Source organism: Streptomyces beijiangensis (assembly GCF_017315755.1).
Classification (GTDB): Bacteria; Actinomycetota; Actinomycetes; order Streptomycetales; family Streptomycetaceae; genus Streptomyces; species Streptomyces beijiangensis.
In genome coordinates this window covers 1-22,145 of record NZ_JAFLRJ010000188.1, presented here as the reverse complement: position 1 = coordinate 22,145, position 22,145 = coordinate 1, and the positions used below count along the sequence as shown (strand labels likewise).

Below are 22,145 nucleotides of genomic sequence, written 5' to 3'. Positions count from 1 at the left end.
TGCGGATGCCATCCGCAGCGGTCACCGCAGCTTCCGCCGTACTCACTACAGGCGATAGTCCTGGCCGCGAGGGACTTTGGCCCCTTTGAGCCGCACACGTATCCGGGATCATGGAGACCTGGCACCTGCACCCCGCAAGCGAGTGTCACACGCCGCTTTGAGATCTCCACCGAGAAGGTCACGATGCGCATGCTGGATCATCTGGACTTCGACCTCGGCCCTGGGAACGCAACGTCTGACCCCAGGGGGCCAGGAGTACCCGGCTCCGAGCGTGGACCAGAGGGTTCCGGACCCGGGATCCGGATCGCTACGCATTGGCGGCTGACGCGACTCAATAAGGGCAAGCGCGTCAGGATCCCCAGCGCATGGCGGCCCCTGACGGCTGATGATCGCTTCGCAAGTGGCCGACTGGTCGTCGTCCCGGAACAGATGCTCTGGCGACCCCGCCGCGGGAATGGTGAGGGAAGAGCTCTCCGCGGAGACGATGTCCTGGTCGGCGTCTACAGGATGCCAGCGTGTCAGCCGTGGGAGCCCTGGGAGGAGTGGGAATCCTACGACGTTGCCGAGTTCCATTCCCCTCGGGGTGACTTCGCCCTGGCCATGGACCCACGTCTGCTCGAAATCGTCCTCGGGATGCACGACAGCAAAGGCCTCCGCGAGATGGCCGGACTCAACGGCCGTGATACCCGGGCCCCGGCTGACCTGCTCCCCACTGTTATGGCCGAGATGGGCGTCGACCCCCTTCCGGGCACCCTCGAAGCCGTAACGATGGTCTTCCAGAACATCGCCGCAGACTGCCTGACCGGTCGCCTCGATGAGCGCGCAGTCGTACAGCAGGTCCAGGAGATCGTCATCAGCCACGACTACGCCTCCGAGATCATCGACCTCCCGCTCGGCCTGCTGTATGGCCTCGACGACGAGTGGCAGGGCGGATGGGGCGCCACCGTGGAGCAACTGCGCGCGACAGTCCGCGCTCGATGCACGGACCAACTGGCCCAGTCTCCGACGTAGCTGACGCCCGCTGCGACAGCGCAGTAGGTCAGGCCATGATCGACCTCAGCGCGAAATCCTGTGCTGGATCAGTCGACCCCGTCAACAAGCAGGCCGCGACGTTGCCCGACTACGTAGAGCTACTTGTCACTTCGCGGCAGCTTCGGGAGTACAGGGCCGGATCGGACGGAGGTCACCGGCCTCTGGGCACCTGGGTCCGTAAGCGGCGACCTATAGGTCCGCGAACCGGTGTCGCATGCGGCCATGAAAGCTGCGCTGGTGCCCGTCGATGCCCACGTGCTTGATCAGGCGGGTGAGTACGTGGGTGAACTCCTGGTGTGGACCGACAGGGGCGCCACCCTGGCAGCCCTGGAGTACGCCTGGGTCACAGACGAGATGCCCACTTCCTTGCCGCCCGTCGGTCAGGTGAAGGTCACGGTGAGCCCAGCGCACCGCGCCGGTGTCAACAAAGAACGACCCGATCCTCTGGTCACGGCGTGAGACAGTCCAGGACAGTCCCTGGATGGCGCTCGGGCCCCGGTGCGTGATGGGTCGAGGCGCAATGCGAGCGTGGTGATTATGACCACTGACACACCAGCAGATGTGCGAGTCACCCATTCATGGAACCGGATCGTGGAATGGCTGGCCGAGTACGCCCCGCCGTCGTACGCGACCCTGAACCCCAGCGCCTCCGACGACGAGATCGCAGCTCTCGAAGAAGCCCTCGGCGTGAGCGTTCCGGAGGAGTTGAAGGCTCTGTGGGGGCTGTCCGCCGGTGAGGACGGCGTAGACGGTTCGGGGCTCATGCTGGGCAACTGGGCCCTGATGCCGCTCGACGCAGTGATCGAGGTCTACCAGCTGCAGATGCGGTTCCAGGAGGAAGACGGCGAGGACGAGGACGCCCTGGTGCTGTGGAAGCCATCTTGGATACCGTTCTGCTCCTTCAACCCCGACGACACCGTCTACGGCCTCTACCTGAACGGTGAGTCCGGGGAAGTGTGCAAGTGGACCAGGTTCGGAGAGCGCGAGCGGGAGTACGAGTCGCTGCCCGCCTACCTGGAACTCATGGCGGTCAGCCTGGAAGCCCCTTTGGCGGCGGCCGGCCCGGAGAAGCCCGGCATGATGGGCGGCGCCCTGGTGTGGGGGCCCCCTCTTGACGAGGAGCGCAGAGGCCAGTGGGTGCGCCACCTCGGCCAGGCCCCGCCGCGCCATCCTGCGAAGACTCTCGGCGCGATCCGGGAAGCGCTGCCCGGCGATGAGCGTGCAGAGTTCGACGAGCAGCGCGACGCCCTCGACCTGGTCGACCCCGAAACCGTCGCCGCCTTCCGGGACCACTGGTGGGAGCGTGCCGTGCAGGCCCAGGAGGAACTGGAGGACGACGTTGCCGCCGCGCTGGGTGGGAACATCATGGTCCAGCCCGGCCACAAGCTGGCGCCGGAGTACGAGGCCACGCTGCCGGCCGCTATCCGCCACCTCCCGCCATCCATGGACGACATCCGCGCCGCCCTGCGCCACGAAAGCGTCCGCGCACGGTTCGACCGGGAGTTCATGGACGCGATCCCGCCGCACTATCCGGCGCTGCTGCTGCGGTGGTGGGACATGGCCCGCCTGATGGCCGACCCTCGCGGCGATCGGGCCGTACGCGCTGTTATCAACGGCCGCCACGCCTCGGGCTAGGCCGTGCCGAAGGGCACCGTCATTGACCTGCGCTGTCTCACGGCTACTTCACAAATGCAGCCGATACGAAGTCAGTCGTGAGAACGTGCAGCCGAACTTGAGATCCGACAGGCCTGCTGGCCCCTCGGGTGCAGCCGGCTGGAGGGAGATCAGTCCTTCTTGCTATTGAGGATCTCGGGCCAGGTCTTGATCACACTGCGCTCACCGTCGTCGCTCGGTTCGGCGAGCTCGAAACCAGATTCGCTCGCAGGGATTCCAGGGCGGGTACTCCACCCTTTCTCGCTACGTTCTGTCTCTGCGCGACGGAACAGCCGTCGCGGCACCTGCACAGATTCCCAGCCCTCGATCAATTACGGCGTGGATCATGCGCCCCAGAGAGAACCTGTCGGTAAGTCAGGCCACTCGGCTCGACGAGGTTCGAATCGCGTGCACCGACATCACCGAAGCCTGCAATCTTGCGCGTACCTTCACTGACCTGGTGCGACATCGCCGCGGCAGACTGCTCGGGCTCTGGATCAGAGAGGCAGAACAATCCACAATCGGACCTCTCCGTTCGTTCGGCAGCTTCCTCCGGCAGGACTTCGACGCAGTGACGGCCGGCCTGACCCTGCCCTATAGCTCAGGCGTCGTCGAAGGTCACGTCTGCCGCGTGAAACTGCTGAAGAGAAGCATGTACGGACGCGCCTCGTTCGCCCTGCTGAGGGCACGCATTCTCGCAAGACCATGAGCCAAGATCGAGCTCAGACGCGACCTACTGCCTTGCCGGACCTTCGGATCGGCGGGCCAAGGACCTCGTCGACATCCGCGGATGCGGCGTCGAGGAGTTCCTCACCGAACAGGCAGATGGACTCCTCCCAAGGGTGCCCGAAGCTACCGAAGTGGAAGTCTTCCGAGAGGAAGATGAAGTAGTCCCCGTCTGGGTACGGGCTCAGAGGCCAAGCCGGTTGACCAGGACCGCCGACCCCCTGCGGGGCGAAGCGATACGACGTGTGCTGCCAGTCGAGCGCGAACAGCGTGTCCTGCGGGCCGACGCAGGACGCCAGCCCCAGCTCGACCACTTCGACCAGTCGGTCGAGACGCTCATAGTCAGGCTCGTCGGGAAGCGTTGCCAGACTCCAGGTGACCGACGCAACGGGCTCCTGGATGGCGGGCCACTTGAGCGAGCTCATACTCGGTTGGAAGTTGAACTCCGCGTAGAAGCGGTCCCAGACACGTCGGTACTCAGCCTCTGGCAGCGCGGCCACGGGATCTTCCATCATCCGGCGATCCTATCGAGGGCCAGAGCGGAGATCGTTGATGGATCGTTCACGGAAGTGCGGACAGGACCTCGAGTCCGTCCAGGCCCGCTTGCGCGCGGTCACCGGAGCCCACCTCGTCGCCCTGGTCCGCGCGGGCGCCAAGTTCGAGTATGGCGTCCTGATCGACCGCGCAATGGCCGCCGCTGCCTGATCACGCGTCACCCGAACTACCGTCTTGACAATTGTTCCTACGGACGCCCAAGCGTGCGCTGGGGCCTGGATGCTGCAGGGATGTCAGTGGCATGGGCTTGACTCACGGCCATGGAAACCAGTGCATTCGTCCACACGGTCTGGCGCGAAATCAAGGGGAATCCCCCTGATCGTGACCAACCCCTCATCATGGAGGCCCCGCAGGGTTCGGACCTGTATGAACTTGTCGCAGAATTCGGTTCGTGGGCGGGACGACACCGGAACCTGGCAGCGGGCGGGTTCATCGATCCCTCGCTGACCGAACGCACCGGCCTGCCGCTGGTCGAGCCCTTCGGGGCGGGGGAGCTGTTGGAGATGCGGGGCTGGGGTTACCGGAACCGCTGGATCGGGTGCGGCCTGGTGGCCTCCCCGCATGGGCCCCGTGCAATCGCCGTGATCGCCCACCGCGAGAACCCCGCGTCCGCAGGCTTCCCGGAGGGCGCGTCCTGGGCTGAGAAGCTGCGCATCATCACAGGCTGGGAACCGATACCCGGGCCGCGCGTCGACTGGCCCACCATCGAGGCCGACCTCGGCACACGGCTGCCCAGCGACTACAAGGAGATCGTCAATCTGTTCGGCGCGGGCAGCTTTGACGAGTACTTCGAGCTTGCTGTGCCCGGCGGTCCGGGCGCTGGCCACAACCCGTGGAAAAGGTACGGCCCTGACCTGGCATCCGGCGGACTCCTGCCTTGGGGCTGGTCAGAATACGAGCTCGGACTCATGTGGTCGACAGGCGCGACCGATCCTGACGAGTGGACCGTGGTCACGCAGTCGGAAGGCGAAGGCGAGCAGCAATTCGATTGCGGAGCTGGTGAGTTCATCTTGCGCATGCTCACGGATGTGCAGTTGGGATACCCCATGAGCCACGCCCCCGGGCACGTCTTCGTGAGCTATGGCCCGCCGGACTTCTGAGAGGGCGGTATGAGAGTGCGTAGGTGTTTTGTCGTCACCTGAACGTGTAGCGGTGTGGCATCTTCTCGGCCGGTCGGAAACGAGAACGGCAAGGCGCCGATCAAGCGGATTCTCGGCATCGATGATCCACTGGGTGTCGTCCAGTCACCGAAGGGACGGCAGCGCGGTTGCCGCAGAAGTACATGACCTGCAGCGTTCGAAATACCGCACCACGGTGAGTGGCGCGTTCCTGGAAAGCCAGTTCCCCATCCGGAGTCTTCGCCTTTTCGCGCGACCACTTGCAGGGCCCTCAACAGCGAATGGCCAGATAGTCAGGTTCCCTCGTCGAGGAGAACTGCAAAAATATTCGGCGGCTGATCAAAACGATTCAGCTATCCGCCCTTCGTTCGCCCTCATGGCCCCCGTTGTCTGTCCCTCTGCCAAACTGGAGATGTGGATGTCTGTACGTGTGAGCCGACGGTCCGTGCTGCCCGTCGTCGCGCTCGCGATTTTCGTGAGCGCCTGTACAGGTTCCCCCAAGACAGCACAGCCAGCCCCCGAGCGAGCATCCGCGAGTACACGCAGCTCCTGCCGATCCGTCGTTGAGCAGGGCGAACTGCCGACCTGGGCGCGCAGTGGCTTCTCCGGGAACACCGCAACACGGCACATCGTCGGCGACAACGGCGAGATAGCCGCAGTGCTCTTCGGCTACCCGTACCACGCGCCGGCCGCCGAGGGGCACGCAAACAAGATCCTCTGGGTTGCCAAGGAGCCCAAGGACGGTCAGGGCTCTGGCCCGGACAGCAAGTTGACCATCACGGCAAGGCTCGCGGGCTCCAGTCAGGTGGCGTCACGATCGGTTGCGGGAGGGCCGGGCCCGTCGCTGATCGACATGCCGAAGCCGGGCTGCTGGCAGTTCACTCTGTCATGGTCAGGTCATTCAGATCGTCTGGACATCGAGTACCTGGCCGGCTGAGGAAGCCGACTCGTAACGGTCGCAATCAACGGGGAACTCATGAGAGGGCGGCATGAGACCTGATGCCCGGTCCGTGGACAGGCGGGCAGGTCGCGGCGGTTACGTCCGGGGTTGGGTGAACAAGCCCTGCTCGGTCTCGGCCAGGATCCCGCGGTCGGCCAGCCGCTTGAGCTTCAGACGGATGTTGTTGATGTTGTTGGGCGCGACCGTCAGGCCCATCGCCTCGCAGACCTGCCGGGCTCGCAGCGGGTGGTCGGCCGCGGTGAACACCGCCATGATCTGCTGGTAGGCCGGATGATCCGGAAGCTTCGGTGCCGGGGGCGGGCGGTTGCGGATCGGGGAGCTCCAGCAGCGTCTTGTGGGTGATCCGAACTTCCTCGGTGGCCCGGTCGAGTTCGTCGAGCTGTGCGGTCAGCTGCGCCATCCGCTCCCTCGTTGCCTCGGCTTGAGCGGTGATCTCTCGTTCCCGCTCCTCCAGCCGTGCCAGCACCGCCCCGAGCGTCAGCTCCCCGCCACTCACGCGGTGCGCCAAGCCGGCGCGGTCTCCCCGGTCAACCGGCGCAGTATTACCGAGGTCATCGCCCAGTACACCCGTGACTCCGAACTGCGGGGCCGGTGCTCGTCGTCGCGCACCAGCCTGCGTGCAGCATCAAGATCCCAAAGGCGCGCTCCACCACCCACCGCTTGGCCTGGGGAACGAACCCGGTCTGCGCGGGATTGCGCTCCACGACCTCCACCTCGATGTTCACCTTCTGCCCGTGCCCGACGACGGCGTTCTTGAAGCCCTGGTCGACCAGGGCCTTCTCCAGGGAGTCGGTGTCGGCGGCGACCTTGTCCAGCAGCGCGATACCGTCGGCGTTCTCGTGCGCCGACGCGGCCACCACGACCACCGCGGTCACTAGCCCCAGAACGTCAATGGCCAGGCCGCGCTTGCAGCCGGTACTTTTTTGCCGCATCACGCCCCGTCGACTCGGCGGGTACTCCGGCCGCCGCGTGCACGCTCTGGGTATCGAGCACCACCAGGCTCGGATCTGCCTTCCGGCCCAGCTTCTCCCGCACCTGCCAACGCAGCAGGTCATGGATGGTCCGGTCGGTCCCGTCGTCGCGCCAGCTGTAGAAGTAGTACTTCACCGCGCCGGGCGGCGGAAAGTCGTGCGGGAGCAGGTCCCACTGACAACCGGTCCGGCCCTGGTACAGCAGCGCGTTGACGATCTCCCGCATCGCGTACCGGCCCTGATGACCGCTGACCGACGGATGCGCACCCTTCCACGCGATGATCACTGCCTCGACCAACACCCACTGCTCATCGCTCAGGTCAGTCTTGTAGGACTTGCGTTCGCTCACGGCGACCAGCTCAGCATGCCCATGGCCACCGACCAGCCGAGATGCCACACCGCACGTTCAGGTGACGACAAAACACCTACGCACTCTCATACCGCCCTCTCAGAGGCCAACGCTCACCGTCCGCCCCGGCGATCTCGGCGCGCTCGACAAGTTCCGCCAGGACCGGCATTACCTTCATCCGTCCTGGAGTGACGCCTACCGGCCCGCCCGAGCCAACATCGAGGGCCTGAATGGCAGGGCAAAGGGCGACGAAATCCCGCCCGATCAGTAGATCGGACGTCCATCAGCCCGGGAGCGGTTCGGGCCGCGGGTGCAGGCGCCCTCGATGATCGCTCCGAAGTGATGCACTCCCTGCGGATAGAGGTCAGTGCCGTTCCGGATCGAACTCCAGCACCTGTGTGAGCCGGATGTTGTTGCCCGACGGGTCCCGGAATGATGTGTCGATCCCATACGGCTGCGCCGTCGGTGGGTCGTTGAACTCGACACCTCGGGCGGACAGCTCGTCATACGCGGCCTTGCAGTCGTCGGTCCCCAGGAACAGCGTGCCGCCCACGCCCTTGGCCACCAGATCCGACAGCTGGGCACTGCTCGCCTCGTCCAGCATCGGCTGACTGGGTACCGGCATCAGCACGAGCGCCGGACCGTCCCCGCCGGGCGGCCCGACGCACACCCACCGGAAGCTCCACGCCTCCATCGTCACGTCCGCCCGAACCTCCCACCCGAGTTTCTTGGTGTAGAAGTCAAGCGCCTCGTCCTGGTCGTGCACCCAGAACTGCGCATTGGCGATCTTGATCGTCGTCATGGACGCTCCTCGGTCGGTTGCCTGGAATCGACGCTAAGCGCCCGGCAACCTCGTGTCTTCTCGAAACGTGCGGTTCCGCGGCCGCCCATAGGCCATTGCCACACATCGGGGGATGTGCACATGCCGATCTGCGGGCGGGTACGCCGCCCGGTACGCCTGCGGGGTCATCCCGTACAACCTGCGGAAACTCGTCGTGAACGAACCGATGCTCCGCACACCGACGGCGACGCCGATTGCGGCCACCGTCCAGTCGGTCGCGAGCAGCAGCGCAGCGGCCCGCTCCAGGCGACGGGTCAGCAGGTACTGGTGCGGCGACTCCCCGAACGCCGCCTTGAAGCAACGGCTGAAGTGGGCCGGCGACAGCGCAGCGGCCGCAGCCAAGTCAGCCACAGAGAGTGCCTCGGCGTAGCGGACGTCCGCGAGATCCCTCGCGCGGAGCAGATGACGAGCAACCGGAGCGTGGGCCACGGCCCCATTGTGCAGCCACCAGGACTCACCGCTCCAGACGCGCGGTCACCGTTCCCCATGCCCACAACGATCGCGGTGCCACTGTCCCTCTGCCTCAATACCTGACGTCCGGGGTGCGGAAGGTCTGGAAGCTCGGCAAGGTCGCGGGGATGGGCCGTGCTGAACTGACTGATCTCTTCGCACGGCGAGTCGTGCCGGATGGGATACCGATTCTGCTGGATGAGGCGATACGGCCGGTGTCGTCGTGGTTCCGGTCGCTGGCTTTGGACCGCAGGGACGCGAAAGCGATGCGGTCGTACGCCTATTCCGTGCTGATGCTGCTGCACCTCCTCCTGCCGCGTGGTGCCGATCTGCGGACGGCGACCGAGCCGGACATTCCGGTGAGGCGTCCGCCAGGCTCTCACCCGTTCCCTGCGGCCACGTACAGGGGGTAGGCGAAGAGGTCGTGGCAGCGCAGGGTGCGCCCGCCGACGTTGACGATCTTGTTCTCCGAGACCGACCGCACCCGGTAGAGCGCCGTGACCGTGCGCATGTCGCCCTTGACGCCGCCGTTGCGCACCAGGATGCTGACCGGCGTCGCATAGTCGTCCCGCGACGTGTCGGACCCGGCGCTCGGTTCGGGCGCCGCGCCGGCGTCGCTCAGCGTGCGGAGCAGGACGTTGAGCGCGGTCATCATCGAGTAGGCGCGCATGGCGGGTTCGTCGTCCCAGTAGCCTTCGAGCAGATACACGAACATGCCCGTCGCCTCCTCGTCGCGGACGCCCGCCGCGTCGCGTGACGACGGGTTCTCCAAGGGATTCGACACCCATACCGCGAGCTCGCGCAGTCCGCGCGGGGCACCTCCGCCGTCCAACGTGAAGATCACCTTTCGCGCCCGCATCGTCTCCAGCACGAGCGTGGCCTGTCCTTCGTCCACGTCGGCCAGCGATGCCGGGCGGGTCGTGCGCAGCTCGCCCTTCTTCCGCAGATGGCGGGTCACGGACTCGGCCAGTTCGTGGTCGTTCGCGGCGCGTTCCGCCGACCCCTGCTGGTGTTCGACCACGGGGCCGGTGAGGCCGAGGGCGACCCGCCACTGGCGGTTCTTGGCCTTCGCGGCCGTCGCGCCGATCTGCTCGGCGTAACTCACCAGCCGGGGCCGGTCGATGTACAGGTAGTCCCGGAACACGGGCGATCCCTCCTCGCAGGAGCACAGGACGTCACCTGGGCGCTCAGCCGCGGTCCCGGCCGGTGATCAGGTGGTCGCGCGCCTCTTCCAGCGCGCGTCTCTCGGTGCGCGGCAGGGACTTCCCCTCGCCCGAGACCAGCCATGTCTGCAGGACGGCGATGGTCTGATCGCGCGCCTCGGGGTCCCTCGGCTCACCGTCGGCCATCAGGACCGCCAGCACGGCCCGGCTCATTGTGCTCCGGTCGCCGGAGAACTCGCCCCGGTCCATCGCGGCGAGCGCCGCCAGGCCGTGCTCGAGGGCCTTGCCCCGGTCGTCGTCGTCATCGTCCCATTCATCGCCCGACCGCCACAGATCGCGAAAGGCCAGAGCTGCGTTGTAGCGGGCCATCGCCCGCAGGTTCGTCTCCTCGTCCGGCAGCAGCGCCAGCGCGCTCTCCAGATGGCCGGCGGCACGCCGCAGCACGGATCTGTCGACTCCGTCGTCACTCCACGACAGCTTGGGGAGCGCCCCGCCGAGCTTCAGGTGCGCTCCGGCCGCGGTGACGGGGAAATGGGCGGCGTCGACGTGCCGCAGGATCGCCTCGCTTTGCCGGATACCCTCTTCCCGGTCGCCCGCCGCGTCGGACGCCTCGGACTGGCGCAGTGCGAAGAGGACTTCCCGGGCGGGCTCGATCTCGGCCGGGTCGTCGGAGAAGGCCCGATCGGCGAGCACCGCTATCTCGGCGATCATCGGGGAGCCCGACCAGTCGGACTCCGTCTCCCCCTTGGCCAGCTCGCTCGCCCGTAACAGGACAATCATGTCTGTGCCGTTGGGTTCCACCTCGCCTTCTATCAGCATCAGGATCAGGTCGTCGAAGTCGGCAGGTCTCATCCGCGTCCTCCGGTTGGCGAGTTCGGTGGGGCATGATGCCTCTGCACCATGCCCCACCGGCCGCGACGCCAACCCTGGCCCGTCAGAGCGCCGGCGCGTCCGCCCGCTCCACCTTCTGTGTGCCGCTGCAGGTGCGGTACGAGCGGGTCCACGACGACGTCGCCGTCGGGAGCTGGTGCCTCGGGCAGGAAGGCCACCGAAGGGTTGATCCACAGCCACGCCATCGACCTGTCCTTCTGGGGCGAGCAGCAAGTTCCAAGAGGACCGGAGCGTCACCTTTCAGGTTGGACACAAGCCTGAACAGGATCTGCAGTACCGTTCCGGCTTCTGCGGAGCGGGCGCGCCTCGCAGCCCTCGAGTCCGTGGTCAGATCGTGGCGGTACTGAAAATCAGCGGCCATCAGGGCCTGCCCGTGGCACATCACCGCATCGCACGTGCAGGACTGGCCGTGGTCAGAACCCCTTACTGACCCCGCGTGTTGAAGTTCATCTGCTGCGTACGCAACTCATGGTTGGCGCACCAGGTCACGCCTCGGACGATGAGCACTTCGGCGAGCCTGATGAGCGTGCGAAACACAGGAGGTTCCGTCTCATCGGACCACCACTCTCCGCGATGGCGGTCCGATGCTGCGCGACAACTCGGGCTACGCGGGGAGCAGAACGATCCCCCACTGGGCGGGCGTCACTCCACAGTAGTGACCATGCTTGAGCGAGTAGCCGTCCTGTCTGACATCCACGGAGTTCTGCCCGCTCTGGAGGCCGTGCTCGACGAACCAGAAGTGCGCGCTGCGGACCGCGTGGTGCTCACCGGCGACATCACGGCCGGCCCGCAACCAGCCCAGGTACTGGACCTGCTGACCGCCCTTGGCGACCGTATCGCCTGGGTCAGTGGGAACGCCGACCGCGAGCTCCTCGAATACCGCCGCGGCCAGCGCGACACCATCCCCGACGCGATCGCTCCCTGGGCCGCCGAACAACTCCGCACGGATCACCTCGAACTCCTCGCCCGCTTGCCACAATCGCTCTCCCTGTCCCTACAAGGCATGGGGAGGGTCCTGTTCTGTCACGCCACCCCTCGGGATGATGAGGAAGTCGTCCTGGTCGACTCGCGTCTCGACCGCTGGCAAGAGGTCTTCAGCGAGCTCGACACCAACATCCGCACGGTGGTCCTCGGCCACACCCACATGCCGTTCGTCCGTCTCGTCCACGGCCGACTCGTCATCAACCCTGGCAGCGTCGGCATGCCCTACGGGCGCATCGGAGCTCACTGGGCGCTCTTGGGTCCTGGCGTCGAGCTGCGGACCACGAACTTTGATATCGAGGCCGCGATCAACCAAGTGACCCAGGACTCCTCCTACCCCGAAATCACCCAGTGGGCCGACTACTTCCTCAGAGCACAGGCAACCGATGCCGATGCTCTCGCAGCCTTCGGTCCACGGGACGGACGCAGTGACACCAGATGACAGGCATCCACTGGCCTCAGACTGCGACGGAGAGCAGGTCCACCACGAAGACGAGTGTCGAGCCCGCCGGGATCAACGGCGAGGGTGACTGGTTGCCGTAGCCGAGGCGCGGGGGAACGATGATCTCGCGCCGGCCGCCGACCTTCATCCCTCTGACCCCGCGGTCCCAGCCCTTGATGACCTTGCCCCCGCCCACGGCAAACTTGAACGTCTGGCCCCGGTCCCAGGAGGTGTCGAATTCCTTTCCGGACTCGAAGGTGACCCCGACGTAGTGAACTTGGACAACCCTGCCCGGCTTCGCCTCAAGCCCGTCCCCGACGACGAGGTCGCGAATTGTCAGCTCGGTGGGAGCGTCACCCTCCGGAAGATCGATCTCGGGCTTCGTCAGTTCACTCATTGCCGCCTCATTCGCTCGCCGCCGGAGGCCCTCATACAGACCAGCCAGGCGCACGGTCACTCTGTGCAGTAGATCATTATGCCGCCGTGAACGCTGATCTCCTGGAGTGCATCAAGCCCAACCGAGCACGACGCTCAGCGTGACTGGGCTCGCCAAGGTCCGCGGACGCGGGTGGTGTGGGAGGGATCCCCGCCGGGGTGAACCAGGTCAACGGCGCGCTCTTGACGTCCGTGCGAGTCCGCCGTCAATTCACGCGGCCAACAACCAGCTGAATGCGGTCCACTGGATGCTGCAAGGTCACAACCACCCACTGCGGCTGGCGGGACAGTGGCCACGCGGTGCCGTACGGATCACCGCTCCCGGCGACGGTCTGGCCACCGACTGTGCGGGCCCGCGGCTACGCGCCCTACTCGTGCGCGTAGCCGCCTCTGTACCCGATCGCCGAGCCGGCTGTGCGGCCTCTTCGACCGCGCCCCCTGCTGTGCGCGGGGATGGTCGAGGGTCCGAACAGACAGCGGAGTACCGCCGGGTTCGCGAAGCGAGGCACGGCTCTGTCCACTGCGTAGCCGCCGTGATGTGGGTCAGTTCAGCGGGGCCGGTGCCGGGGTGCCGTAGAACGTGATCGGTGGCCAACCACGGGACTGGATGTACTCGTTGAGCGCATCGGCGATCTCAATGGGGTCGATGTTGGTCCCCGCGCGACTGGTGTCGCAGTTCACGCGGAAGGAGAGGTTCACGTGCCCGTCGGGCTCACTGACGTCAGGGTTCGGGTTGCTGAGGTTGACGCTCCCGCTGAACTGGGTGTTGACCGGGAAGTCGGCCGAGGACGACTCGGCTTCCACCGCCTGCGCCGTCCCCGCGGTGCCCAGGACCGCGCCGGCCGCGGTCGTCCCCGAGTACCCCAGCAGCGACCGTCTCGAAATGCTGGACATGGTGCCCCCTCCTCGCGGCTCTGCCCGGTATCTCCCGGAGCCGCGATTGATCGTAAGCACCGGCCTGGGGCGGCTGGGGCTGAACAGATTCGTCCGCAAGTGGAGGCGGGAAGCCTGGCCGTGCCCTTGGGCCACCAGTCATCAGTTGGCAGCCGACTGGACCGTCTTCACTGCGGTTGGTCAAAGACGGTCAACTGGCTGCCGTCCCAGCCGTCCGCCTCCGGTACCAGGTCCGCAGGTACGCGCGCTCGTACGCCGTCGTGCCCGGGGATGCGCCATAGGTGTCCAACCCCAAGTGACTGGCGGATGTCCGCGAGCACCTGCGCGGCGGCCCGAACCGCCCCCTCGTCCAGGGCGGTCATCTCCACGCAGAAGAGCCCCGGCCTGCCCAGCGCGTGGGTGATCTGCTGCCTCGCCATCGCCGCCATGTTCGCGGCGACGGCCGCATGGGCGGGCCCGGTTCCTGCGACGCCAACACCGCACCCGTGCGAGGCACCGGCCATGCTCCGGCCCACTCCTGTTGACGACCATGAAGCCGCCCGCACAGGGCGCGGCATCACCTGGGAACTGCCCGGGTTCCGCACCGGCAACGTCCCCGGCCACAGCGCCCAGCGCGCCGTGCGGTACTTCGTGGCGAGGCGCTCCCGCCTGTCGCCGGAAGTTGGGCGGCCCGGTCGGGGTGAGGGTTGTGCGCGTTGTCGGACACCTTCATGAGCGTCGCCGATGAGCCGGCGGTGATGCGTCGGGCCTTCTCCTCGTACGGCACGCCCGCCTGGTGGGTGGCGTCAACGCGGGCGGGGAGTCGTACCAGATCAACGTCTGGTACGAGATGACCGCCCGCGCCGAGGCCTTCCGCGCCTACGAGCGGGTGACGGACTCATTCGTGCCGATCCGAGCCATGGCGTCTTGCGTCGGCCGGCTGCCGGGGTGCGTGCCGTTGCGCTTCTGTACGACCTCACGGACCAGGGCGATGCCCACCACCAGTGCCGCCACCAGCAGCGACAGCAGTACCTGGGTCCGGCCGTCGTCGTCGGTGAGCATGTACACCAGCACGAACGAGATCATCGCGATCGTCGCCCACGTCAGGTACGGGAACAGCCACATCTTCACGACCAGCTTCGACGGGTCGTCGCGCAGGATCATGCCGCGCATCCGCAGCTGCGTGAAGCAGATGACCAGCCAGACGAAGAGTGCCACCGCGCCCGACGAGTTCAGCAGGAACTGGAAGACGGTTTCCGGCCACATGTAGTTGAAGAAGACGGCGACAAAACCGAAGACGACCGACGACAGGATCGCCACCTGCGGCACGCCCCGCTTGCTCACCTTGGTGAAGGCGCGCGGCGCGTCCTTGCGCCGGCCGAGCGAGAAGGCCATCCGCGAGGCCGTGTACAGACCGGAGTTCAGACAGGACAGCACGGCGGTCAGCACGATCACGTTCATGATCTGGCCGGCGTGCGGGATGCCGATGGAGTTCAGCGCCGCGACGTACGAACCGCCGTCCGCGACGATCGACTTGTCGTTCCACGGCAGCAGCGTCAGCACGATGAAGATCGAGCCGAGGTAGAAGATGCCGATGCGCCAGATGACGCTGTTGGTGGCCTTGGTGACAGCGCGCTGCGGGTCCTCCGACTCACCGGCGGCGAGCGTGACGATCTCGGAGCCCATGAACGAGAAGACGACCATCAGGACGCCGGTCAGCACCGCCCCGTATCCCTTGGGGAAGAACCCCCCGATGTCGGAGAGATGGGCGAAGCCCGCCCCCGGATTGTCCGAGCCGGGCAGCACGCCGAAGACGGCCAGCAGGCCGATGATGACGAACGCGCCGATCGCGACGACCTTGATGCCCGCGAACCAGAACTCGAACTCTCCGTACGACGAGACGGAGGCCAGGTTGGTGACCGTCAGCACGAGCATGACGATCAGGGCCCAGCCCCACTGCGGCACCGCCGGTATCCAGCCTTCGAGGATCTTCGCGCCCGCGGTCGCCTCGACGGCGAGCACCACGACCCAGAAGAACCAGTACAGCCAGCCGATGGAGAACCCGGCCCAGCGGCCGAGCGCCTGGTCGGCGTACGCGGAGAAGGAACCCGACGACGGCCGTGCGGCGGCCATCTCGCCGAGCATCCGCATCACGAACACCACCATCGTGCCGACCAGGGCGTACGCCAGCAGGATCGCAGGCCCGGCGGCGGCGATGCCCGCACCGGAGCCGACGAACAGTCCGGCGCCGATGACGCCGCCAATGGCGATCATGGAGAGGTGCCGGTTCTTGAGACCGGCCTGAAGGCCGCCGTTGTCACCTGAACCGGGGCTGCCCAGTTCGCCGGGCCTTGTGTTCGGCTTCGCCGTCTGGGCCGGGTGCGCACTCATGCACAAACCTCATTCGTTGCTTCGGGGCACTTCGTCGGGCCTCGGGATCACGGCACTTGGTGCAGACGATCGATCTGCGAATCCCGCATTCAAGCCCAGCTTGAAGCGATCCGGAAGGCCTTATTCCGGATCTTTGTACGGGCAAAAGTCCAGGGGATACGTCCCAATTCGCGAGAGACCAAGGCCCCTACGGCCTGGTGCACGATAGCGAGCGGATCAGGCCGTCACCCGATACGCCCTACCCCGCGCACCACATGCCACACTCCTCACATTCGGCACCATCCTTCACCGCGTGGCCCAAGGCGCGCTGAAGCCGGCGGCGTGCCGCGTATGGAGCCGACGACGCCGCCGTCGAAGTCACCATGCCCGCGACTGGCGACGCCGGACGGGACGCCAGCGTGGCGCCGCCCGCAGGGGAAAGAGATTCCAGGACTTCGATCAGGGGCTCTCGTTCTGATCCAGGAAGGCCTGAAAGGCGGTCGGCGGTCGCGCCTTGAGGCCACAGAGATCAGGGCGTTGCTCGAGGGGTTCGACCTCCGCGGGCAAGAGGCCGGTGAGTGATACGCCAGCAGGAAACGCACCGGTCCGGCGCCGGCCGAGCCCCTTGCCACCGGCGAAACCCCCTGCTTCTAAGGGCGCCGGTTCACTGGGCGATCCACCGGTTCAACGAGGTCGATCCTGCCGAGATCCGGACCCGGCACGAGCTCATGCGCTCCGATTGGGTGCACGACACCCGATCACCCGTGCGCCTCGCCGCTGTCCCGCCTGGTCCGGGGCACGGTGTCACCATGATGGAACAGCGGCGCAATCTGCTGCCGAGAGGCCTGCCCGACGACGCTCGGGAGTACGCCCGCTGGTCGCGGGTCGGGCGAGTGCTGGGGGGACGCGTCGGCGACTGGATCGCCGTGGGGCTGGTCTTTGTACTCAGCCTGCCCAGGGTCCTGATCCGGCCCGACGCTCCCTGGAATCCGGGGTTCAACTGGCCGCTCGCGGTGGCGCTGTTCGGGACGTTGTCGCTCCTGGTCCGGCGTCGGTGGCCGGAGGTTCCGGTGGTCGCGGGGCTGGCCGTGCTGGCGCTCACCTCGGACGATGCGCTGCTGCGGTTCGGTGTCTACGCGATGGGACGATACCGGCCGCTGCGCTACGCGGGCTGGTCCGCGGTCTTCGTCGTCTTCATCCGGCTCTCCATCGTGGTCTTCATCGTCGACCGGTACCTGGACGCCGCGATCTGGGAGCTCATGGTGCTCACCTTGCGGTACTCCCTGATGAGTGTGCTGGGCCCGGCCTCCGCCGGTGCCGTCGTCCGCACATTCCGCATCGGTGAGCTGCTCTCCGCGTTCCGGGCCCGTCTCGACCGCGAGGATGCGCTGCGCAAGGGCGAGGAAGCGGCCGAAGCCCGGGCCGAGCAGGCACGCCGCCGGATCGCACGGGACGCCCACGATCACGTCGGTCATGAGGTCACCTTGATGGTGCTGCAGGCCAATCTGCTGACTGCCACCGCACCGAACGGGGAGGTCCGTACTGCGGCGGCGGATCTGGTGGAGCGGGGTCAGCGAGCCATCCATGAACTGCACAACATTGTGAGGACTCTCAAGGAGCCCGAGGAGCAGCCCGCCTCACCGCCCGATGTGCGACGGATCGAGCGGCTCGTCGACGATGCGGGCCGCAGCGGTGCGAACGTTCGCCTGGAGCGGCGCGGCTTCGAGGACCGGCTGCTGCCACCGGCCGTGGCGGAGTTCTGCTTCCGCGTTGCCCAGGAAGGGCTGACCAATGCCGTCAAACATGCCCCGGGCGCCGACATCCTGGTCACCTTGGCCACCGATGAGACGTCCGTCAGGGTCACCGTCCGCAATTCCGCACCCACTGCCGCGCCCGGCGCGCACGCGAGGGGCGGCGGTAGCGGCCTGCAGGATCTGTCCGAACTGGCCGAGCGGCTCGGCGGGGAATTCGTGAGCCGGACAACGCCGGACGGCGGGTTCGAGGTGGGGGCGACACTCCCCTGTGCGACACCTCGCTGACGTACGACATGCGCACCGTCACAAGGCCAGAGATCATGGAAAGTGACCCCAACATCACAGGGAGTACGCCCATGCCGGTGAACGTGGTTCTGGTGGATGACGAGCCGCTGGTCAGGGCCGGCATCAAGGCCCTGCTCGACACCACCGACGACATCCAGGTGGTGGGTCAGGCGAGCGACGGGGCCGAAGCGGTCGAGCTGACGGTGCGACTACGGCCCGATGTGGTCATCATGGACGTCAACATGCCCAAGGTCTCGGGGATCACCGCTGCCCGCCGATTGCAGGATCTGTCGCCCCGGCCTNNAGGCCGGGGCGGACGGCTTCTCCCTCAAGAGCGCCCACATCGGCGAACTGATCCGCTCCGTGCTCACGGTGGCGCAGGGCGATCCGGTGGTGCCCCCGGAGATCATTCGCCTGATGATCGAGCGGAGTGTCGGGCAGGAGAGTGCTGAGGTGACGGAGGCCCGCAAACGAGTGAACCGACTGGGCGGGCGGGAGCAGCAGGTACTCGCGCTCCTCGGCGGTGGTGCGAACAACGCGCATATCGCCGAGACGCTGTTCATGGCCGAGGGCACGGTCAAGGGCTATGTCTCGCGGGTGCTGGCCGAGCTGCAGGTCGAGAACCGGACACAGGCCGCCCTGCTCGCGCACCAGATCGGGCTGAGGCCCGAGAGCTCGGAGCAGCAGCCGACAGCTTGAGGAAGCCCTCGCCGGGTGCGGTCAAGACTTTCGTTGCGTCACTCAAGACATAAGTGCCTGTAATGGGAAATACAGAACCTGCATGCTCTTCCACGGGGCGCCTGTTCGGCGTGCTCGATCCGTGTCGCCCATGGAGGAGAAAGTATGCCCAGCAGATCCACGGCAAGCACTGCCGAGGGGCGTGAGCGACGCCGGAATCGGCGCGGGACCCGGCAGCCGGCCCCACGTACGACGCGGTGTCGTTCACTCAAGTCCGGAAATGCCGGGTGGCTCCCCTTCGGCCTGCTGGCCGCCGGCATAGCGCCCAATCTGCTGTCCGCCGAAGCCACTTCGGCCGGTCCACTGACAGCGACGGCCTGCGTTACGTCCGGCGTGACTCTCTCACTGCGCAACGCCTGGCTGTTCTGCGCCCTCGCCCTTGTCGCGGATTCGATGCTGGCCACACGATTCGGATCCGGGTCCCTCACCCACTTCCGCCCGTTCGACATCGAGGCCGCTGTGCCTCTGGGAAGCACGGTCGGGCTCTACCTCAATCGGCTGCTCGCCCGGCGCAGCCGCCGTATGCACGCGGTCACCGCCGTGGCCGAGGAAGCCCAGCGGGCCATCCTGCCGGCACCGCCGAAGCGACTGGGGTCGCTGTCCCTCGCGGTCCGCTACCAGGCCGCGCAGCGTGAGGCGCGCATCGGCGGTGACGTCTACGCGGTGCAGCAGACCCGGTTCGGCACCCGGCTGCTCATCGGTGACGTACGCGGCAAAGGCATGGGCGCCGTCGGTACCGCGTCCGTGGTGATCGGGGCCTTTCGGGAGGCGGCCGAGGAAGCCGTCTCGCTGCCACAGCTCGCCGACCGCATCGAGCACGCCCTGCTGCGCGAGGCCGCGCACGACCGGGCCGAGGCACGCACGGAAGGCTTCACAACGGCGCTGTTGGGCGAGATCACCCCGGACGGGTCGACTCTGCGGCTGCTCAACCGCGGGCATCCCGCGCCGTACCTCCTGGACGACGGTACAGTCCGCGCGCTGAATCCTGCCGAGCCTGATCTGCCGCTCGGCATGGGCGTGTTGAGCGCCCGGCGTTCCGTTCCCGATGCTCATCCGCTGCCGCCCGGAGCCGTCCTCCTGCTGATCACCGACGGGGTCACGGAGGCACGCGACAGTGACGGAGCGTTCTACGACCCCATCGTCCGACTTTCGGGACGTGGGGGGTGGGACGATCCTGAGGCCGTCATCGACGTGCTGATGGACGACGTACAGCAGTGGTCGTCAGGTCACGCACTTGACGACACTGCGGTACTCGCGGTCCGGCGGAGGGACGCCAGGCCCGCAGCGCACTGTCCGATGCGCCGGCTGAACCACCGTCTGGACGGGTTCTCGCGCCTGGTCCGCGTAAGGCACTGACCCCCTCCTTTCACGCTCAGATCCGATGTCCGTTAAGTTCTATTTGAAAGGATTTTGCACGCCCGGAGAGTCGCCGAGCTTGAGGAAGGATGCCAGAAGATTCGTATGCAGAAGCCGCCGCACCCGCCGTACAGCCCCACTCGTCCCACGTCCGACCAGACGCTCCCCTGGCTCGCCCAAGCCCTCCCCCGCATCCGCGGGCTGGAGCCCACCATCACCTACGGCTACGCGGGCGAACTGCTCCACGACGACGGCCGAGCCGACATGGACGCCCACGGGGCTCGCGTCGCCGACCTGGTGATACGACTGGGTGAGGCGCTGCTCTCGTACGGTGCCCCCGCCGAAGAGTCCGTCGCCGGCATGCTGATCACGGCCGAGTCGTTCGGTCTCAGCCACGTCGAACCCAGCGTGACCCTGTCCTCCGTGTATGTGTCCGGCTGCGCCCCGGGGGTCCTCTCTCCGGTCCATGCGAGCCGCGTCATCCGCAAGCACGCCACCGACTTTCGCACCCTCGCCCGGATCCAGGCCCTCGTCTCCGCGATCAGTACCCGGCAGTTGTCGCTCACCGAGGCCAGGAAGCGCGCGGCATCCATCCTGGACGGCCGGGCACCCGCCGGGCGCTGGGCGCGGCTGCGCTTCCCGGTCCTGACGGGCCTGGTCGCCGCAGGAGCCGGTCTGGTCTTCGGCGGCGGGATCCTGGAGTCTCTGTCCGCGCTCCTCGCCGCCTTCACCGGTGCCCTGCTCTGTGCCCACCTGGGCAGGCACGGCGTCCCGGCGTTCTACCGGTACGCACTGGCCGCGATGCCCGCCGCCCTCACCGCACTGGCCGTGCACACGCTCGTACCGGAGACCAGCAGCCAGGCAATCGTCGTCGCGGGCATCCTCGGCCTGCTGCCCACGGTTACCTTCGTCAGTGCCGTACAGGACAGTCTCACGGGGCACTATCTGACCGCCCTGGGGCGCCTCTTCGACGCCCTGCTCATCTTCACCGCGGTGATCACCGGTGTAGTGGTGATCCTGGGGCTTGGAACTGTGATGGGTCTCGATCTGCCGATGTCGGCGTCGATCGCCCGCGGCGGCATCTCCGGCCCGGCCGTGGTGGGCGTGATCGTCTTCGCGGTGGCGGTTGCCGCGCGAAGCCGCGCTCGGAGGCAGGACTGGCTGCCTGCCGCGGGCATCGCGCTCGGCGGCTATTGCGTGTTGGTGGGGCTCGGCGCTCTTGGATTCTCCTCGCTCGCCGCGACAGCCACGGCCGCCATCACGGTCGGCGCGGCCGGCCAGGCCCTCGCCCGGCGGCGTCACGAATCCGGCATCGCGCTGGTCGTCCCCGGCATGGCACCCCTGCTCCCCGGAGGCACGCTCTACCTTGCACTGACCGACCTCGCATCAGGCAGAACACCACAGGGTGTGGGCGGCCTCGTACACGTCGCAGCCATCACGCTGATCCTGGCCGTGGGAGGCAACCTCACTGCCGAGTGCGCCCACTTCCTGCGACAGGCCCGCAGCTCGGCCGCACGACAGGAACGCGAGGGAGTACGCACCCCTTGCCAGGCCTCCCCACGCGACCTGTAGGGCCTGGGGCGGCCAGAACTCGGGGGCACGGGCCGGAGGGAACCACCACGGCCCGTACATATCGACCAGCGTGCCGACGACACCGCTCGCGGCAACCCACCGCCCGGCGGGACACACTCCGCCTCGATTCCGGAGGTTCTGCCCGCTGCCGCCCATACAGTTCCGGGGTTCGACAGGCAAGGACCAGCCACTGGACGCAGCAGCTCGCCGGGGCCCGCTCCTGACCGGGATGATCGGCTGCCACCTTGGCGCGGCCCTGGCGGCCACCGACGCGCTGCGGGTACGGATGTTCGGCCGCGCCGCGCACGGATCACACCCCGAGACCGCGATCGACCCAGGCCCCGTACAACGACAACGACTGCCGATGACCATCGACCGAGCGGCCTGAACCATGGGACAGCCCAGATCGCGGCATGTGAGTTGGCAGCCACCCTCGCGCATCGGGTGAAGCCCCTCCCGCTTGACCTGAGTAGACCTGTCTGTCTAATCTGATTCATGAATAGACAGACAGGTCTACTCATGCTTTGGACGGGAATGGTCATGACGAATCTCTCGGTCATCCCGGCGTCGAAACCGGCGCGCACCTCGGATGGGGCGCCCGCCGACGCCGGATCCGGATCCGCTGCCGT

Annotated in this window: 24 protein-coding genes and 1 pseudogene; 14 read left to right on the top strand and 11 right to left on the bottom strand. The window is 67.0% G+C overall.

Annotated features, from left to right (window positions below):
• The first annotated feature begins 600 nt into the window (after positions 1 to 600).
• The 4 genes from J0695_RS20665 to J0695_RS20650 all read left to right on the top strand — a co-directional run bounded on the left by J0695_RS20665 (position 601) and on the right by J0695_RS20650 (position 3,394).
• On the top strand, positions 601 to 1,011 hold the full coding sequence (locus tag J0695_RS20665) for a hypothetical protein (protein ID WP_206963600.1): 411 nt from the start codon (positions 601 to 603) through the stop codon (positions 1,009 to 1,011).
• A gap of 243 nt (positions 1,012 to 1,254) precedes the next feature.
• On the top strand, positions 1,255 to 1,491 hold the full coding sequence (locus J0695_RS20660; protein ID WP_206963599.1) for a hypothetical protein: 237 nt from the start codon (positions 1,255 to 1,257) through the stop codon (positions 1,489 to 1,491).
• A 78-nt stretch (positions 1,492 to 1,569) separates the two neighbouring features.
• Positions 1,570 to 2,667 (top strand): SMI1/KNR4 family protein, encoded by a 1,098-nt coding sequence (locus J0695_RS20655; RefSeq protein ID WP_206963598.1) that lies wholly within the window; start codon positions 1,570 to 1,572, stop codon positions 2,665 to 2,667.
• 364 nt (positions 2,668 to 3,031) lie between these two features.
• Entirely contained in the window at positions 3,032 to 3,394 is a 363-nt protein-coding gene (locus J0695_RS20650) for a transposase (protein ID WP_206963597.1), read from the top strand.
• A gap of 13 nt (positions 3,395 to 3,407) precedes the next feature.
• On the opposite strand, the gene J0695_RS20645 is transcribed toward J0695_RS20650, so the two are convergent.
• Positions 3,408 to 3,926, bottom strand: coding sequence for a DUF2716 domain-containing protein (locus J0695_RS20645; RefSeq protein ID WP_206963596.1), 519 nt, complete (start codon positions 3,924 to 3,926; stop codon positions 3,408 to 3,410).
• A gap of 37 nt (positions 3,927 to 3,963) precedes the next feature.
• Between J0695_RS20645 and J0695_RS20640 the strand changes: the two genes are divergently transcribed.
• The 3 genes from J0695_RS20640 to J0695_RS44045 all read left to right on the top strand — a co-directional run bounded on the left by J0695_RS20640 (position 3,964) and on the right by J0695_RS44045 (position 6,021).
• Entirely contained in the window at positions 3,964 to 4,116 is a 153-nt protein-coding gene (locus tag J0695_RS20640; protein WP_206963595.1) for a hypothetical protein, read from the top strand.
• 110 nt (positions 4,117 to 4,226) lie between these two features.
• On the top strand, positions 4,227 to 5,066 hold the full coding sequence (locus J0695_RS20635; RefSeq protein WP_206963594.1) for a hypothetical protein: 840 nt from the start codon (positions 4,227 to 4,229) through the stop codon (positions 5,064 to 5,066).
• A gap of 463 nt (positions 5,067 to 5,529) precedes the next feature.
• Positions 5,530 to 6,021, top strand: a complete 492-nt coding sequence (locus J0695_RS44045; protein ID WP_242552957.1) for a hypothetical protein — start codon at positions 5,530 to 5,532, stop codon at positions 6,019 to 6,021.
• A 99-nt stretch (positions 6,022 to 6,120) separates the two neighbouring features.
• On the opposite strand, the gene J0695_RS44040 is transcribed toward J0695_RS44045, so the two are convergent.
• The 6 genes and pseudogenes from J0695_RS44040 to J0695_RS20600 all read right to left on the bottom strand — a co-directional run bounded on the left by J0695_RS44040 (position 6,121) and on the right by J0695_RS20600 (position 10,671).
• A complete protein-coding gene (locus J0695_RS44040) occupies positions 6,121 to 6,297 on the bottom strand; it encodes a hypothetical protein (RefSeq protein ID WP_242552956.1) in 177 nt (58 codons plus the stop codon).
• 240 nt (positions 6,298 to 6,537) lie between these two features.
• Positions 6,538 to 7,365 (bottom strand): annotated as a pseudogene (locus J0695_RS20620) (IS5 family transposase).
• 364 nt (positions 7,366 to 7,729) lie between these two features.
• Positions 7,730 to 8,167, bottom strand: coding sequence for a VOC family protein (locus J0695_RS20615; protein WP_206963593.1), 438 nt, complete (start codon positions 8,165 to 8,167; stop codon positions 7,730 to 7,732).
• A gap of 33 nt (positions 8,168 to 8,200) precedes the next feature.
• Entirely contained in the window at positions 8,201 to 8,635 is a 435-nt protein-coding gene (locus tag J0695_RS20610; protein ID WP_206963592.1) for a helix-turn-helix domain-containing protein, read from the bottom strand.
• Between the two features lie 400 nt (positions 8,636 to 9,035).
• Entirely contained in the window at positions 9,036 to 9,800 is a 765-nt protein-coding gene (locus tag J0695_RS20605) for a hypothetical protein (RefSeq protein ID WP_206963591.1), read from the bottom strand.
• 43 nt (positions 9,801 to 9,843) lie between these two features.
• Positions 9,844 to 10,671, bottom strand: coding sequence for a hypothetical protein (locus tag J0695_RS20600; protein WP_206963590.1), 828 nt, complete (start codon positions 10,669 to 10,671; stop codon positions 9,844 to 9,846).
• Positions 10,672 to 11,371: 700 nt separating this feature from the next.
• Between J0695_RS20600 and J0695_RS20595 the strand changes: the two genes are divergently transcribed.
• On the top strand, positions 11,372 to 12,133 hold the full coding sequence (locus J0695_RS20595) for a metallophosphoesterase family protein (RefSeq protein WP_206963589.1): 762 nt from the start codon (positions 11,372 to 11,374) through the stop codon (positions 12,131 to 12,133).
• 16 nt (positions 12,134 to 12,149) lie between these two features.
• Here J0695_RS20595 and J0695_RS20590 read toward each other — a convergent pair whose 3' ends face one another.
• The 4 genes from J0695_RS20590 to J0695_RS20575 form a co-directional block, all read right to left on the bottom strand.
• The gene (locus tag J0695_RS20590; RefSeq protein WP_030976601.1) at positions 12,150 to 12,530 is read right to left on the bottom strand and encodes an FKBP-type peptidyl-prolyl cis-trans isomerase; all 381 of its coding nucleotides are present in this window, start codon (positions 12,528 to 12,530) and stop codon (positions 12,150 to 12,152) included.
• A 581-nt stretch (positions 12,531 to 13,111) separates the two neighbouring features.
• Entirely contained in the window at positions 13,112 to 13,462 is a 351-nt protein-coding gene (locus J0695_RS20585) for a twin-arginine translocation signal domain-containing protein (RefSeq protein WP_206963588.1), read from the bottom strand.
• Between the two features lie 167 nt (positions 13,463 to 13,629).
• Complete coding sequence (locus J0695_RS20580) at positions 13,630 to 13,965, bottom strand: DUF6207 family protein (RefSeq protein ID WP_206963587.1); 336 nt, start codon at positions 13,963 to 13,965, stop codon at positions 13,630 to 13,632.
• A gap of 355 nt (positions 13,966 to 14,320) precedes the next feature.
• A complete protein-coding gene (locus J0695_RS20575) occupies positions 14,321 to 15,832 on the bottom strand; it encodes an amino acid permease (protein WP_206963586.1) in 1,512 nt (503 codons plus the stop codon).
• Between the two features lie 788 nt (positions 15,833 to 16,620).
• Between J0695_RS20575 and J0695_RS20570 the strand changes: the two genes are divergently transcribed.
• The 6 genes from J0695_RS20570 (at position 16,621) to J0695_RS20545 (ending at position 21,904) form a co-directional block, all read left to right on the top strand.
• Positions 16,621 to 17,850: a sensor histidine kinase gene (locus tag J0695_RS20570; protein WP_206963585.1), complete on the top strand. Its 1,230-nt coding sequence runs from the start codon at positions 16,621 to 16,623 to the stop codon at positions 17,848 to 17,850.
• An 8-nt stretch (positions 17,851 to 17,858) separates the two neighbouring features.
• Complete coding sequence (locus tag J0695_RS45685) at positions 17,859 to 18,302, top strand: response regulator (RefSeq protein ID WP_372445803.1); 444 nt, start codon at positions 17,859 to 17,861, stop codon at positions 18,300 to 18,302.
• Positions 18,214 to 18,549, top strand: coding sequence for a response regulator transcription factor (locus J0695_RS20560; RefSeq protein WP_307798705.1), 336 nt, complete (start codon positions 18,214 to 18,216; stop codon positions 18,547 to 18,549). The genes J0695_RS45685 and J0695_RS20560 overlap by 89 nt, the downstream gene beginning before the upstream one ends.
• Positions 18,550 to 18,921: 372 nt before the next feature.
• Positions 18,922 to 19,944: a PP2C family protein-serine/threonine phosphatase gene (locus J0695_RS20555; RefSeq protein ID WP_307798704.1), complete on the top strand. Its 1,023-nt coding sequence runs from the start codon at positions 18,922 to 18,924 to the stop codon at positions 19,942 to 19,944.
• Positions 19,945 to 20,049: 105 nt separating this feature from the next.
• Positions 20,050 to 21,516 carry a threonine/serine exporter family protein gene (locus J0695_RS20550; RefSeq protein ID WP_206963581.1) on the top strand — a complete coding sequence of 489 codons (1,467 nt, stop codon included), beginning with the start codon at positions 20,050 to 20,052 and terminating at the stop codon, positions 21,514 to 21,516.
• 229 nt (positions 21,517 to 21,745) lie between these two features.
• The gene (locus J0695_RS20545) at positions 21,746 to 21,904 is read left to right on the top strand and encodes a hypothetical protein (RefSeq protein ID WP_206963580.1); all 159 of its coding nucleotides are present in this window, start codon (positions 21,746 to 21,748) and stop codon (positions 21,902 to 21,904) included.
• Positions 21,905 to 22,145: the final 241 nt, after the last annotated feature.